At 70.6% G+C, this 13,183-nt stretch carries 14 protein-coding genes; 5 read left to right on the forward strand and 9 right to left on the reverse strand.

Features of this window, described 5'->3' with window-relative positions; all coding sequences use genetic code 11:
- Positions 1-229: 229 nt before the first annotated feature.
- Entirely contained in the window at positions 230-1,117 is an 888-nt protein-coding gene (gene truA / locus HCR68_RS08450; RefSeq protein ID WP_167148564.1) for a tRNA pseudouridine(38-40) synthase TruA, read from the reverse strand.
- 198 nt (positions 1,118-1,315) lie between these two features.
- On the opposite strand from truA, the gene HCR68_RS08455 reads away from it, so the two are divergent.
- The 3 genes from HCR68_RS08455 (at position 1,316) to HCR68_RS08465 (ending at position 5,344) form a co-directional block, all read left to right on the forward strand.
- Positions 1,316-2,071 (forward strand): ROK family protein, encoded by a 756-nt coding sequence (locus HCR68_RS08455; RefSeq protein WP_167148566.1) that lies wholly within the window; start codon positions 1,316-1,318, stop codon positions 2,069-2,071.
- A 216-nt stretch (positions 2,072-2,287) separates the two neighbouring features.
- Positions 2,288-3,847, forward strand: a complete 1,560-nt coding sequence (locus HCR68_RS08460; protein ID WP_167148568.1) for a Re/Si-specific NAD(P)(+) transhydrogenase subunit alpha — start codon at positions 2,288-2,290, stop codon at positions 3,845-3,847.
- 12 nt (positions 3,848-3,859) lie between these two features.
- A complete protein-coding gene (locus HCR68_RS08465; RefSeq protein ID WP_167148570.1) occupies positions 3,860-5,344 on the forward strand; it encodes an NAD(P)(+) transhydrogenase (Re/Si-specific) subunit beta in 1,485 nt (494 codons plus the stop codon).
- Between the two features lie 30 nt (positions 5,345-5,374).
- Here HCR68_RS08465 and HCR68_RS08470 read toward each other — a convergent pair whose 3' ends face one another.
- Complete coding sequence (locus HCR68_RS08470) at positions 5,375-6,079, reverse strand: MgtC/SapB family protein (RefSeq protein ID WP_167148572.1); 705 nt, start codon at positions 6,077-6,079, stop codon at positions 5,375-5,377.
- Positions 6,080-6,248: 169 nt separating this feature from the next.
- On the opposite strand from HCR68_RS08470, the gene HCR68_RS08475 reads away from it, so the two are divergent.
- The gene (locus HCR68_RS08475; RefSeq protein WP_167148574.1) at positions 6,249-8,069 is read left to right on the forward strand and encodes a tetratricopeptide repeat protein; all 1,821 of its coding nucleotides are present in this window, start codon (positions 6,249-6,251) and stop codon (positions 8,067-8,069) included.
- Between the two features lie 673 nt (positions 8,070-8,742).
- Here HCR68_RS08475 and rplQ read toward each other — a convergent pair.
- Positions 8,743-9,447 (reverse strand): 50S ribosomal protein L17, encoded by a 705-nt coding sequence (rplQ, locus tag HCR68_RS08480; RefSeq protein WP_167148576.1) that lies wholly within the window; start codon positions 9,445-9,447, stop codon positions 8,743-8,745.
- A gap of 30 nt (positions 9,448-9,477) precedes the next feature.
- Positions 9,478-10,479, reverse strand: coding sequence for a DNA-directed RNA polymerase subunit alpha (locus HCR68_RS08485; protein WP_108832445.1), 1,002 nt, complete (start codon positions 10,477-10,479; stop codon positions 9,478-9,480).
- On the opposite strand from HCR68_RS08485, the gene HCR68_RS08490 reads away from it, so the two are divergent.
- Positions 10,480-10,632: a hypothetical protein gene (locus HCR68_RS08490; RefSeq protein WP_167148578.1), complete on the forward strand. Its 153-nt coding sequence runs from the start codon at positions 10,480-10,482 to the stop codon at positions 10,630-10,632.
- Between the two features lie 4 nt (positions 10,633-10,636).
- Here HCR68_RS08490 and rpsK read toward each other — a convergent pair whose 3' ends face one another.
- From rpsK to map, 5 genes are all read right to left on the reverse strand, one after another.
- Complete coding sequence (gene rpsK / locus HCR68_RS08495; RefSeq protein WP_003781888.1) at positions 10,637-11,038, reverse strand: 30S ribosomal protein S11; 402 nt, start codon at positions 11,036-11,038, stop codon at positions 10,637-10,639.
- A 62-nt stretch (positions 11,039-11,100) separates the two neighbouring features.
- Complete coding sequence (gene rpsM / locus HCR68_RS08500) at positions 11,101-11,475, reverse strand: 30S ribosomal protein S13 (protein ID WP_167148580.1); 375 nt, start codon at positions 11,473-11,475, stop codon at positions 11,101-11,103.
- Positions 11,476-11,640: 165 nt separating this feature from the next.
- Positions 11,641-11,754 (reverse strand): 50S ribosomal protein L36, encoded by a 114-nt coding sequence (rpmJ, locus tag HCR68_RS08505; RefSeq protein ID WP_003781903.1) that lies wholly within the window; start codon positions 11,752-11,754, stop codon positions 11,641-11,643.
- 33 nt (positions 11,755-11,787) lie between these two features.
- On the reverse strand, positions 11,788-12,009 hold the full coding sequence (gene infA / locus HCR68_RS08510; protein WP_003781847.1) for a translation initiation factor IF-1: 222 nt from the start codon (positions 12,007-12,009) through the stop codon (positions 11,788-11,790).
- Between the two features lie 247 nt (positions 12,010-12,256).
- On the reverse strand, positions 12,257-13,138 hold the full coding sequence (gene map / locus HCR68_RS08515; protein WP_167148582.1) for a type I methionyl aminopeptidase: 882 nt from the start codon (positions 13,136-13,138) through the stop codon (positions 12,257-12,259).
- Positions 13,139-13,183: the final 45 nt, after the last annotated feature.

The raw sequence follows: 13,183 nt of genomic DNA on the forward strand, positions 1-13,183 counted from the left end.
CACGCCGAAGCGCGGTGAAGCATTCGCGGTTCGGCGAGACCACCATGGTCAGGTGAGTGGTCGGAGCACAGGCGATCCGGGGCGAGTGGGACGGCACCGCGGACACGCACACGCGTGCTGCACGACGATTGCCAACAGTACCGGGCGCCCTGCGGGAGGGTCAAAAGGTGCGCCTTCGCAGTTCCGTGAATCGCACCACGCGCCTCGGCGGGGCATCGGCGGAGCCCGGTCAGCAGGTCAGACGGCGGGTGGCGCGGGCGCGCTCGACCTGGGCGGCGAGCTCGTCATCGTTGGGATAGGTGACCTCCTCCAGGGTCAGACCGTGCGGCGGGGCGACGGGGGCGGCGCCGTCGCGAGTACGGGCCGCCAGGAGCTCGCCGGGCCAGATGACGGGCTTGCGCCCCTGTCCGACGGCGAGCCCGGCCCCCACCAGGGAGCGGACCATGGAGTGGCAGAAGGCGTCGGCGACGACGGACAGGACGACGAGCCCGGCATCCGGTCCCGTGGTGGCTCGTCGCCAGTCGAGGGCGCGCAGGGTGCGGATGGTCGTGGCGCCCTCGCGCGGCTTGCAGTAGGACAGGAAGTCGTGCTCGCCCAGCAGGGGCGCGGCCGAGGCGGCCATCGCCTCGACGTCGAGCCGGTCCACCAGCCACAGGACGGTGGCGCGCCGGGCGGGATCGCGCGGGGAGGCGGCGTCGGCGATCCGGTAGGCGTAGCGGCGGCTGAGCGCACCGAAGCGGGCGTCAAAGGCCTCCGGCACGATGCGTGCTCCGGTGACGACGACGTCACCGGCCCCGCGCGGGGTGCGCGGGAGGCTCTCCTGGGCCTCACGTGCCAGGACGCCGGCGAGCCGGGTGAGCAGGGACGCCTCGGGGCTGCGCCCGGAGCGCCCGGGCAGCGCGGCCCAGGCCTCGGGGCTCGCATCGACGTGGACCACCTGGGCGGCGGCGTGGACGCCGGCGTCGGTGCGGCCGGCCACCGTGAGGCGGACGGGCTCTCGCAGGACGGTGGCCAGGGCGTCGGTCAGCACCCCCTCGACGGTGCGCAGCCCGGGCTGGGCGGCCCACCCGGAGAAGAAGGTGCCGTCGTAGGCCAGGTCGAGGCGAATGCGTGGCATGGCCCCATTGAACCGCACTGGTTGCGTATGACGTGGCAGGCAGTGACGACCTGGGCGGCATAGACGCTCTCGGCTACCATCCGCGCCGCTCGTTCCTCGCGGCGCTCCCGCCAGCCCCGCCACGCCTTCGAGCATCCATGCCGCCCAGCTCTCAGCTCGTCACCCCAACAGCCCAGTGCTTCCACTAGGCTCGCAGCCGTGAGCACAACGACTCTGTCCGTGGACTGCGGCGGCGGCGGTATCAAGGCCTCGGTGCTTGACGCCGAGGGCAACATCATCTCCCGCGCCGTGCGCACCCCGACCCCCTACCCCCTGCCGCCGACGAAGCTGGTGGAGACCATTACCTCCCTGGCCTCCCAGCTGCCGGGCGCGGACCGGGTGACGGTGGGGATGCCGGGCATGCTCCGTCACGGGGTCGTTATCGCCACGCCGCACTACATCACCAAGGACGGTCCGCGCTCCAAGGTGCTGCCCGAGCTGGTGGAGGCCTGGGCGCGCTTCGACATGGGCGCCGGGATCTCCCGGGCGCTGGGCATCCCCTCCCTGGTCCTCAACGACGCCGAGGTCGCCGGGGCCGGGGTCGTCACGGGCCACGGCCTGGAGATGATCGTGACCCTGGGGACGGGCCTGGGCAACGCCGTCTTCGACAACGGCGTCCTGGCCCCGCACGTGGAGGTCTCCCAGGGGCCGGTGCGCTGGGGCCTGACCTATGACGACTACATCGGCGAGCACGAGCGCCTGCGCCTGGGCGACGCCCACTGGTCGCGCCGGGTGCGCCGCGTCGTCGACGCCCTGCGCCCCATGTACCTGTGGGACCGCCTCTACCTGGGCGGCGGCAACTCGCGCCGGATCACGGCGGCCCAGCTGGGCAAGATCGGCGACGACGTCGTCGTGGTCCCCAACGAGGCCGGTATGACCGGCGGCGCCCGCTGCTGGGACATGGCCCGCCCCTGAGGCCGGCCCTGAACCGGCCCTGAACCGACACTGCTCCGGTACTGGTCGAGCGCGGCGCCTCACCCGTCCCTCGACCGTCCTTCGGCGCTCATCGCACCGGCTCTCCTGCCGACGAGGCACCAACAGTCCCTTGCCCGAGCCCGCATGACCTTCTATCTTGCCGATAGTTTCTTGTGAGGTGCCGACGACGGCATCCGTATCGTGCAAGGAGGCACTATGCGTATCGGAGTTCCCCGCGAACCGGCGGATCAGCCACGCGCGGCCGCGACCCCGCAGACGGTGGAGCGGATGATCCGCCTGGGCTACGAGGTCCTGGTCGAGCGCGGCGCCGGTGAGGGGGCGCAGTTCCCCGACGACGCCTACGCCGCCGCCGGGGCCGAGCTCGCCGGTGGCGCCCGGGTCTGGGGCTGCGAGGTCGTGGTGAGTGCCTCGGCCCCGGCCGAGGAGCACCTGGCCCTCATGAACCGGGGCGCGGTCCTCATCTGCCGCCTGGACCCGGCGCGCCGGCCCGAGCTCCTTGAGGCGCTGCGGGAGCGGGGCATCACCTGCCTGGCCCTGGACGTGGTCCCGAGGGTGTCTCGGGCGCAGTCCCTGGACGTGCTCTCCTCGCAGGCGAATCTTGCCGGATACCGGGCCGTCATCGAGGCGGCCTCGCACCTGGGCCGGCTGTTCAGCGGGCAGGTGACCGCTGCGGGGAAGTTCCCGCCGGCATCCGTCTACGTCATCGGTGCGGGCGTCGCGGGGCTGTCGGCGATCGGGACCGCCTGCTCCCTGGGCGCGCAGGTGCGCGGCTCCGACGTGCGCCCCGAGGTCGCCGACCAGGTGCGCTCCATGGGGGCGCAGTTCGTGCCGCTGCCCAGCGCTCAGGAGGTCTCCTCCGACGGCTACGCCAAGGAGATGGACGCCGATCAGGCGGCTGCGGCCAACGCGCTCTACGCCCGCCAGGCCGCCGAGTCCGACGTCGTCATCACGACCGCCGCGATCCCGGGCCGCCGCGCGCCGGTGCTCCTGGACCGCGCCGCGATCGAGGCCATGCGCCCGGGATCGGTCATCATCGACATGGCGGCGGCCACCGGCGGCAACACCGAGCTGACGGTGCCCGGTGAGGTGGTCACCACCGCGGGCGGCGTGACCATCGTCGGGCACACGGACCTGGCCGGGATGCTGCCCGCGCAGGCCTCCCAGCTCTACGGGCGCAACATCGTCAACCTGCTGGGCCTGCTCACCCCCGCCAAGGACGGGGCCCTCGCTCTGGACCTGGATGACGAGGTGGTCCGGGCCATCACGGTGACCCACGACGGCGAGCTGATGTGGCCCCCGCCCCCGATCCAGGTCTCGGCCGCCCAGGGGCCGGGGCGCCCAACGGAGGCGGCCGACGACGCTGCCTCCCAGGAGGCGGCCCGCGAGGCCGCCCGGGCCGCGCAGGCGCGCTCGCGCTCCCGGCAGTGGCTGGGACTGGCCGCGGCGTGCCTGGTGGCCGCCGCCCTGGTCCTGGTGACGCCGCCGGCGGCCACGAGCCACTACATCGTGCTCATGCTCTCGGTGATTCTGGGCTTCCACGTGATCTCCAACGTGACTCCCGCCCTGCACACGCCGCTGATGTCGGTGACCAACGCGATCTCGGGGATCATCCTGGTCGGGGCGATCTCGCAGGTCGGCAACCCCCACCCGTTCATCAGCGCCATCAGCCTGATCGCGGTGGTCCTGGCCACGATCAACATCGTCGGCGGGTTCGCGGTCACTCACCGCATGCTCGCCATGTTCACGAAGGACTGAGGTGAGGAGGAGATGATGACTCAGATGGTGACCCTGGCCCCGGTATCGTCGTCGGAGCTGCTGACGGCCGCCGTGCCGTCGCTGCCCTCACCGGTGGTCCTGGCCTATATCGCCGCCGCGATCCTATTCATCCTGGCCGCCGCCGGCCTGTCCCGCCATGAGACGGCGGTGGCCGGCAACGTGGCGGGCGCCGTCGGCATGGGGGTGGCGGTGCTCGCCGCGATCGGCCTGGCCCTGAGCAGTCGCCCGGCACGGGGCGTGCTGCCGACCCTGCTGCTCATCGCCATGGGGCTGGCCCTGGGCTCGGTCATCGGACTGGTGGTGGCCAGGCGCGTGGCCATGACCGGGATGCCCCAGCTCATCGCCGTGCTCAACGGGCTCGTGGGGCTGGCGGCCGTCCTGGTGGGCTACAACTCCTACGTCTCCCCCGACGCGCTGTCCGCCTCGCTGGGGGCCTTCCACCTGGGCGAGGTCTTCCTGGGCGTATTCGTCGGAGGGGTGACCTTCACCGGCTCGGTCCTGGCGGCCCTCAAGCTCTCCGGCCGGGTGCCGGGGCGTCCGCTGACGCTGCCGGGCCGCAACCTGCTGAACCTGGGGGCGCTCATCGTGTCTCTGCTCCTCATGGTGGGCTTCATGAGCGTGCCGGCCGGCTCCGTCGCGGGCTTGGCCTTCCTCGCGGCGATGATCGTCATCTCCCTGGTTCTGGGCGCCCACCTGGTCCTGGCGATCGGCGGCGGGGACATGCCGGTGGTCGTCTCGATCATGAACTCCTACTCGGGGTGGGCCTCGGCCTTCACCGGCTTCATGGTGGACAACGACCTGCTCATCATCACCGGCGCCCTGGTGGGCTCCTCGGGGGCGTACCTGTCCTACCTCATGTGCCAGGCCATGAACCGCTCCTTCCTCTCGGTGCTGCTGGGCGGCTACGGCACCGACTCGACCTCCGCGGCCACGAGCGGGGCCCGGCACGAGGGAACAGTGGATGAGACCGACGCCGCCCAGGTGGCCCACCTGCTGCAGTCCTCCCGCCGTGTGGTCATCACCCCCGGCTACGGGATGGCCGTCGCCCAGGCCCAGTACCCGGTGGCCACCCTCACCGAGATGCTGCGCTCGGAGGGCGTGGAGGTCACCTTCGGCATCCACCCGGTGGCGGGCCGCCTGCCCGGGCACATGAACGTGCTGCTGGCCGAGGCGAAGGTCCCCTACGACATCGTCCTGGAGATGGACGAGGTCAATGACTCCTTCGACGACGTCGACGTCGTCCTCATTATCGGGGCCAACGACACCGTGAACCCCGCCGCCCAGGAGCCGGGCTCGCCGATCGCGGGCATGCCGGTGCTGCACGTGTGGGAGGCCGGGCGGGTCATCGTCTTCAAGCGGTCCATGGCCACCGGCTACGCCGGGGTGGACAACCCGCTCTTCTTCCGGGAGAACACCTCGATGCTCTTCGGCGACGCCAAGGACACGGTCGAGGCCATCATCCGGGCCCTGGAGTAGGACTGGAGTTGGAGGGGCCCGCTGTCGGGCTCAGTCGAGCCGGCCGCCCTCAAGACGCTCGACGCCGTCGACGCCGTCGAGCCCGGAGAGGGCCTCGATGAGGTGGGCGGCGGGCCGTTGCCCGTGGAAGCGCATGACGGCGTTCATGGTGCGCCCGTGCTCGCCACGAATCATCTCGGTCTCCTCCAGGGTGGCGGTGAAACCGGAGGCCGTGGCGGCCTGGAGGATCTCGGGCATGATGGCGCGGCCGACCTCGTAGTCGATCCGTACGGTCACCTCACCGTGGCGCCGCTGCAGCCGTGAGGTGAGGGGACCCAGCAGGAGGACGACGACGTAGTCGAGCGCGACGGCAGTGGCCGCCAGGGGGATCATGCCCGCCCCGCAGGCCATGCCGATAGCGGCACTGAGCCAGACGGTGGCGGCGGTGGTCAGGCCGCGGACGGTGTCGTTGTTGACGAAGATGACCCCGGCGCCCAGGAAGCCGATACCGGAGACGATCTGCGCGGCCACACGGCTGGGGTCCACGGAGACGTCGGATCCGGTGATCGGGGCGAAGCCGTAGGCGGACACGAGGGTGAACAGGCACGAGCCCAGCCCCACCAGGACGTGCGTCTTGACCCCGGCGTCCTTGTGGCGCAGGTGACGTTCGGCGCCCAGTGTCAGGCACAGGAGGAAGGTGGCCGTCATCGCGACGACCTGCGCCCCCACGTGGTCCAGGCTGAACAGCGCGCCCACACCGGCTCCCTTCCTCGTGGTCCCGATACCGGCCCTTCGCCGATTCTAAAGGAGTTCTCAAGGAGCGGCTGCCGGGGCGCGTCCGCGGTGACCTCTCCCCATCGCGGTGCTGACCGGCGCCAGCTACCGTGCAGTCACCACTGTTTTCCCGATCCCGAGGCTTTCAGACGTGTCCCTCTCCCCCCATGTCGGCCCCGAGGGTGCCGCTCATGCCGCCCGGCTGCTGGAGCTCAGTGAGCGCCTGGCCGGCTCGGGACGTCGGGGAGAGGCCCTGGATGCCGCACGAGAGGCCGGCCAGATCCTCCGGGGCCTGGCCCGGGTCGACCCGGAGCGCTACCTGGCCGACCTCGCCGAGGGCCTGACGGTTCTGGCCCTGCGCCTGAGCCAGGCCCGCCGGATCCGCGAGGGGGTGGGTGTCTCACGCGAGACGGCCCGGATCCGACGGCGCCTGACCCAGCAGGACTACGACGCGCACGCTCCCGGCCTGGCCGAGTCGCTGCGCCGGCTCGCCGTCGACCTGAGCGCGGCCGGCGAGCTGCGCGACGCCCTGTCCACCGCGCAGGAGTCCGTCGACCTCTTCCGGAGCCTGAGCCGGGGCACACCCTCCACCTACGACACCGGTCTGGCTCAGGCTCTGACCACGCTCGCCTGCCGTCTGAGCGAGTCCGGACGGCCGAGCGACGCCTTCGTCATCGCCCAGCAGGCCGTCAGCGTCCGACGACGTCTGGCCCAGACCGATCCGGACAGTCAGGTCCTCGGGCTGGCGGCGGCCCTGAGCAGCCTGGCTCCGCGCCTGCGAACGGTCGGTTACGTCGACGAGGCCCTCGATCAGGCCCGGGAGGCCGTCGACCTCTACCGCCGTCTCGATGAGGACGAGCCGGGCTCCTGCACCGGTGAGCTCGCCGAGGCCCTGAAGGTCCTGGCCGCCTGCGGTGCCGCCGTCGGATGCCATGAGGAGGCTCTGGAGGCGGCCGAGGAGGCCGCTGCGCTCTACCGGGGACTGGCTCGGCGCACACCCGCCCTCCACACCCCCGAGGTCGTCCGCTGCCTGGGGACCCTGGCCCGGCGGCTGAGCGACGTGGGGCGGCATCATGAGGCGCTTGCCGCGACTCAGGAGGCGGTCAGCATCAGCAGGGCCCTGGCCCACAGCGCCCCCGACACCCACCTGCCCGATCTGGCCGACGCTCTCAAGGCGCACGCCGCCTGCCTACGCGACGCAGACCGTCTCGACGGTGCGCTGGCCGCCTCCCGCGAGGTGGTGAGTATCCGGCGCACCCAGGTGAGGAGCAGTCCCACCACCTACACCCCAGCGCTTGCCGAGTCCCTGTACACGCTCGCCGTCGGCCTGTACACGGCTAGCCAGCTGCACGAGTCCTTGACGACCGCTCGGGAGTCCATCGACATCTATCGACGCCTGGTGCGGGCCAATCCGGCATCCCACACCGCTGACCTCGCCCGGGCTCTCAACATCCTCACCTTGAACCTCAACCGGGCCGGGCGCATGAACGAGGCCCTGGCCGCCGTCCAGGAGGCGGTCACCATCTACCGCAGCCTGGTGCAGATCGACCCGGCCGCCTACAAGCCGGACCTGGCGGCCTGCCTGCACAACGTCGCGACGTGCCTGGGCGACACCGGGCACCGATCCGCTGCCCTGGCCGCGATCCGGGAGACGGCGGTGATCCGCCGGGAGCTGGCCGAGCGGGATCCTGCGACGCACGCCCCGGCGCTGGCCCCGTGCCTGCACCGGCTCGCCAAGCGCCTGGCCGAGGCCGGCCACCGGGGTGAGGCTCTGGAGACTGCGCGGGAGGCCGCGGACCTCTACCGGAGCCTGACCCGCAGACAGCCGCAGACCTTCAGCCAGGGCCTGGCCGACACCCTGGGCACCTATGCCTCGGTCCTCCAGTGGAGCGGCCAGGAGTCCGACGCCGCCCGCGTCCGCCGGGAGCTCGAGGTCATGACGGAGCAGATGGCACGGAAGAGCTCCGTCTGAGGCCTCTCAGAGGTCGTGTCGGGCGGTAATGCGGATACGAATGGCGGGACGGCGGCGTTGATGTGGCAGCCGCTGGTACTGCACGAGGGTCGGGTGCCACTGGCCGGGAAACGGGTGTACTCCACGAGGTGCGGGGGCTCGTGCAGTAGTCACAACCCCTGGCCAGTAGAACCCCAACCTCATGCAGTAGTGGAGCGGGCCCTTAGCGGACACTCCCCTGATACGAGACCCGGTCGGTGACAACGCCATCAGCAGTCATCATCTGCGAACGCCAACCCGGAGCGCACCGGCCTGGCCAGCCCGGACGTGCCGCCGTGCCGGCGTGGGGCGGCCAGCCAACGGATCGGGAACTGCGTTCTCCGTCCAGAACGTACTTCTCCCGCAGACGACTGGGGGCAGACCTCAGTCGTCTGCGGGACAACGCAGTTCTCGTGGGTAAAGTACGTCCCCGATCAGGGCCGACCGGCTCAGGTGGCCCGCAACGCTGCTGCTTGTAGTGGACCATAGGCTTTCCGCAGTATCAGCGGTGAGGATTCTGTAGAAACCTAGCCCTCTATCGTCGTCGGCCTCTGTCTGTTCACAAACACGGGGAGGGCCGGCCACCTCGTGGTGACCGGCCCTCCCCGGAGTCTGCTGAGCGTTTCAGCTCAACGCGTCAGCCCGTGGGCTGGGCTCACTTCTCGACCTTCTGGGCGGCGGCGCCGCCGGCGGGGGCGAAGCCCGCGGCCTCGGCGTCCTCGGCGCTGGCGAACCAGACCTCGGCAACCGTGGCGTCGTACCAGCGCGAGCCGGGGACGTGGTACTTCATGGAGTCCTCGTTGCCCTTGACCAGGTGGTCGTCGTCGGGGGCGTCCGTGGCGCCCTCCTCGAGGCGAACCGCGCCGGCGTACTCGGCCTTCTCAGCCTGCTCCTCAGCCTTGTCGGCGTCGGCCTTGGGAGCCTTGTCCTCGGCGGCGACGGCCTTCTCGGCAGCCTTCTTGGCGGTGGTGATCGCGTCGTCCACGATCTCCTTGCGGGCCACCGGCTCCAGCACCAGGGAGATGAAGGCCATGGGGGCGTTGTCGCCCTTGCGGGGGGTCGTCTTGATGATGCGGGTGTAACCGCCCTCGCGGCCCTCGAACTGGGGGGCGAGCTCCTCGAAGAGGCGGTAGACGGCGTACTTGTCCGTCACCTTCTTCAGCACGGTACGGCGGGCGTGCAGGTCGCCGCGCTTGCCCTTGGTGATGAGCTTCTCGACGTAGGGACGCAGGCGGCGGGCGCGAGCCTCCGTGGTCTTGATCGACTCGTGGACGATGAGCTGCGTGGCCAGGTTGGCGAGCAGGTGGCGCTCGTGCTGGGCGCTGCCGCCCAGGCGGGGACCCTTAGTGGGGCGAGGCATGGTTGTCTCCTAGGTGAATAACGAGCTGGCTCAGGCCTGGGTCTCGTCGCTGAAGGTGGGGTTGGCGTAGTCGTCGTCCGAGACGTAGTCGACCGGGGAGCCCTTGAGGGAGAGCCCCAGCTCGGCCAGCTTGTCCTTGATCTCGGAGATGGACTTGGCACCGAAGTTACGGATGTCGAGCAGGTCGGCCTCGCTGCGCGAGACGAGCTCACCGACGGTGTGGATGCCCTCGCGCTTGAGGGCGTTGGAGGAACGGGCCTGCAGGTCGAGCTCGTCGATCATGAGGGCGAGGTCCTGCTGGAAGGCCTCGTCGATCGGCGAGGGGCCGACCTCGATGCCCTCGGCCTCGACGTTGAGCTCACGGGCCAGGCCGAAGAGCTCCACGAGCGTCTTGCCGGCGGAGGCCAGGGCATCGCGCGGGGTGATGGAGGCCTTGGTCTCGACGTCGACGATGAGACGGTCGAAGTCGGTGCGCTGCTCCACACGGGTGGCCTCGACGGAGTAGGAGACCTTCTTGACCGGCGAGTAGATCGAGTCCACCGGGATGCGGGAGATCTCCGCGTTGGGGTCCTTGTTCTGGTTGGCCGAGACGTAGCCGCGGCCGCGCTCGACCGTCAGCTCGATCTCCAGCTTGCCCTTCTCGTTGAGGGTGGCGATGACCAGCTCGGGGTTGTGGATCTCGACGCCGGCCGGCGGGGTGATGTCACCGGCGGTGACCTCGCTCGGGCCGGACTTGCGCAGGTACATGACGACCGGCTCGTCGTTCTCCGAGGACAGGACGATCTCCTTGATGTTGAGGATGATCTGGGCGACATCCTCCTTGACCCCGGGGATCGTGCGGAACTCGTGGGGCACCCCGTCGATGCGGACGCTGGTCACGGCCGCCCCCGGGATGGAGGACAGCAGTGTGCGGCGCAGGGAGTTGCCGAGCGTGTAGCCGAAGCCGGGCTCGAGGGGCTCGAGCACGAAGCGCGAGCGGCGGTCCTCGACCACGACCTCCTCGGTGAGCGTGGGTCGCTGTGCAATGAGCACGTGGTTTCCTTTCGTCGCGGCGCCCGCTATATGACGCCGTTCCTCATGGGTGGAGCCGCCGACCCGCCCGGGCCGGTCCTGCTCCGAGCCCCGCCGGTTGGGCGGGACGTGGTGAGACGACGACGCAGCACCGGCTGCGCCGTCGTCCCGTGAAGCCTCAGACGCGGCGGCGCTTGGGCGGGCGGCAGCCGTTGAAGGCCTGGGGGGTGACGTCGGTGATCGAGCCGACCTCGAGGCCGGCGGCCTGGAGGGAGCGGATCGCGGTCTCGCGGCCGGAGCCGGGACCCTTGACGAAGACGTCAACCTTCTTCATGCCGTGCTCCTGGGCGCGCCGGGCGGCGGCCTCGGCGGCGAGCTGGGCGGCGTAGGGCGTCGACTTGCGCGAGCCCTTGAAGCCGACCTGGCCGGAGGAGCACCAGGCGATGACGGCGCCCTGCGGGTCCGTCAGCGAGACGATGGTGTTGTTGAAGGTGGACTTGATGTAGGCGTGACCGTGGGTAACGTTCTTGCGGTCCTTGCGGCGCGTCTTGCGCGCGGCGGCGCGGGTCTTGGGAGGCATTCTTCCTTCTTCGTGATGAGGTCGTCACTGCGCTCTCCGCTGGGCGGGGCGCGAGCTGCTGCTTACTTGGCCTTCTTCTTACCGGCCACGGTGCGCTTGGGGCCCTTGCGGGTGCGCGCGTTGGTCTTGGTGCGCTGACCGTGCACCGGCAGGTGACGGCGGTGGCGCAGGCCCTGGTAGCAGCCGATCTCGATCTTGCGGCGGATGTCCGCCTGGACCTCACGACGCAGGTCACCCTCAACCTGGTAGCTGCCGTCGATGTGGGTGCGGAGCTTGACCAGCTCCTCCTCGGTGAGGTCCTTGACGCGGGTGTCGGGGTTGACGCCCGTCGCCTTCAGGGTCTCGTCCGCGCGGGTGCGTCCGATCCCGAAGATGTAGGTGAGTGCGATCTCGACTCGCTTCTCGCGAGGCAGGTCGACACCGGAAATGCGTGCCACGGTGTGGTTCTCCTGTGTGCTCCCGGAGGTCGTCACCCATCTCCTCCACCTCGCTGGGTGGCCCCGGCCTCCGAGAACCGGGGGTTGCGGACCCGCGGTGCGGGTGCGCTGGGATGGGTGCTGGAAAGGGCCGTCCAGATCTGCGGGCGGCCCGGCGCCCGGGTCTCAGCCCTGACGCTGCTTGTGCCGCGGGTTCTCGCAGATGACCATGACGCGGCCGTGGCGACGAATCACCTTGCAGCTGTCACAGATCTTCTTGACGCTCGGCTTGACCTTCATGATGTTCCTCCGCCGGCTGCGGGAGCCGACATGTCACTTGTACCGGTAGACGATTCGGCCGCGGGACAGGTCGTAGGGGCTCAGCTCCACGACCACCCGGTCCTCGGGGAGGATGCGGATGTAGTGCTGCCGCATCTTTCCGGAGATGTGCGCGAGCACGACGTGCCCGTTGCTCAGCTCCACCCGGAACATCGCGTTCGGAAGGGCCTCGACGACCGATCCCTCGACCTCGATGACTCCGTCCTTCTTAGCCATGTTCCTCCATCGGTGCTTTCTCGCTCGAGTTCACCCCGACGACGACGTCGCCGGGCAGTCGCGGTCGCCGTTGCAGGCCCTACCACAGGTGAGCCCCTATGACCAGGGCCTCGCTTGCGGGATGAGGGCATGCGTCATCGACGGACGCGCGTCCAGCGGATAACTTTACGGCAGGCGGCCCGGGCTCCACCATGCCAGGCGGCCTGATCGCGCGGTGTTTCCTGACACACCGGCGCTTGGCCGCCGGTCAGCTCAGCGGCTTGGGCTCGATGCCGTAGGGGGCCAGGCCCTCGGCGCCGCCGTCGGGCGCGGTGAGGACCCACACGCCACCGGGGACGACGGCCACGGTGTGCTCCCACTGGGCGGCGTGGGAGCCGTCCTGGGTGACGACGGTCCAGCCGTCATCGAGCTCACGAGTGGCCGGGCTGCCGGCGGTGAGCATGGGCTCGATGGCCAGCACCATGCCGGGGCGCAGGCGCGGTCCGCGCCGCTTGATCGAGTAGTTGAGGACGTCGGGGGGCATGTGCATGCTCGTGCCGATGCCATGGCCGACGTACTCCTGGAGGATCCCCAGCTCGTGGCCCTCGCGCTCGGCGGCCGCTGCCACCACGGCCTCGACGGCGTCGCCGACGGCGTTGAGGCGCAGCTCGCGCCCGCTCCCCTCCCCCGCGGCTGCGCGGGCGACGGCGGCGATGGCCGCCCACAGGGCCTCGCGGGTGGTGGTGTCCACGAGCCGGTCGGTCTGGCTGCGGTAGGTACCGCCGACGACGGTGGTGAAGGCGGCGTCGCCGTGCCACTGGGTGCCGTCGTCGTCGAGGATGTAGGCGCCGCAGTCGAAGGTGACGAGGTCGCCGTCGGCGAGGACCCTCTCACCGGGGATGCCGTGGACCACCTCGTCGTTGACGGAGATGCACACGGTGGCCGGGTAGTCGTAGTAGCCCAGGAAGTTCGAGTGCGCGCCGGTGGCCTCGATGACGCCGGCCGAGACGGCGTCGAGCTCGGCGGTGGTGATCCCGGCGCGCACCGCCTCGCGCAGGGCGGCGTGGATGTCGGCGACGACGAGCCCGGCCCTGCGCATGAGGCGGACCTGCTGGGGGGTCTTGATCTGGATCTGCTCGCGTGAGAGCACGCTGCCTCCTGTGGTCGCGTGGGCGGTGGGAGTCTGTCAGGAGCG

The sequence above is a fragment of the Actinomyces sp. ZJ308 genome, from assembly GCF_011752065.1.
Taxonomy (GTDB): Bacteria; Actinomycetota; Actinomycetes; order Actinomycetales; family Actinomycetaceae; genus Actinomyces.

What these genes read in the sequence shown, in the direction of transcription:
- rplQ (WP_167148576.1), bottom strand. Translation starts at nt 9,447, where the DNA reads ATGCCTCGCCCCACTAAGGGTCCCCGCCTGGGCGGCAGCGCCCAGCAC.
- rpmJ (WP_003781903.1), bottom strand. Translation starts at nt 11,754, where the DNA reads ATGAAGGTCAAGCCGAGCGTCAAGAAGATCTGTGACAGCTGCAAGGTG.
- rpsK (WP_003781888.1), bottom strand. Translation starts at nt 11,038, where the DNA reads ATGCCTCCCAAGACCCGCGCCGCCGCGCGCAAGACGCGCCGCAAGGAC.
- infA (WP_003781847.1), bottom strand. Translation starts at nt 12,009, where the DNA reads ATGGCTAAGAAGGACGGAGTCATCGAGGTCGAGGGATCGGTCGTCGAG.
- HCR68_RS08465 (WP_167148570.1), top strand. Translation starts at nt 3,860, where the DNA reads ATGATGACTCAGATGGTGACCCTGGCCCCGGTATCGTCGTCGGAGCTG.
- truA (WP_167148564.1), bottom strand. Translation starts at nt 1,117, where the DNA reads ATGCCACGCATTCGCCTCGACCTGGCCTACGACGGCACCTTCTTCTCC.
- HCR68_RS08460 (WP_167148568.1), top strand. Translation starts at nt 2,288, where the DNA reads ATGCGTATCGGAGTTCCCCGCGAACCGGCGGATCAGCCACGCGCGGCC.